Source organism: Gilvimarinus gilvus (genome assembly GCF_030518155.1).
GTDB classification, from domain to species: domain Bacteria; phylum Pseudomonadota; class Gammaproteobacteria; order Pseudomonadales; family Cellvibrionaceae; genus Gilvimarinus; species Gilvimarinus gilvus.
In genome coordinates, this window is record NZ_JAULRU010000029.1 from 1 (window position 1) to 336 (window position 336).

1 protein-coding gene is annotated in these 336 nt (G+C 65.8%); it reads left to right on the forward strand.

Going from position 1 to position 336, the window contains the following annotated elements:
- Positions 1–336: alpha/beta hydrolase (locus QWI17_RS00145; protein WP_441294568.1), on the forward strand; the 336-nt coding region annotated here is incomplete at both ends.

The following is a 336-nucleotide window of genomic DNA, read 5'->3' on the forward strand; positions in this document are numbered from 1 at the left end:
TCGAGCGCTGGTTCAGCCGTGAATACAAGGCCGCCAACCCGGCCCAGGTCGCCGCTATCCGCCAGGTCCTGGCGAGCAATGACCTGCAGGGCTACCACACCACTTATTCGCTGTTCGCCACCCAGGACATGTACCGCGCCAGCGACCTGGGCAGCATCCAGGTGCCGACACTGATCGCCACCGGCGAGCTCGACTCGGGCTCCACACCGGCCATGACCCGCCAGCTCGCGGCGCGCATCCCGGGTGCGCACAGTGTGGTGCTGGCCGAGCAACGGCATATGATGGCGGTGGAAGCACCGCGTGAAGTCAACAAGATGCTGCTGGACTTCCTCACGC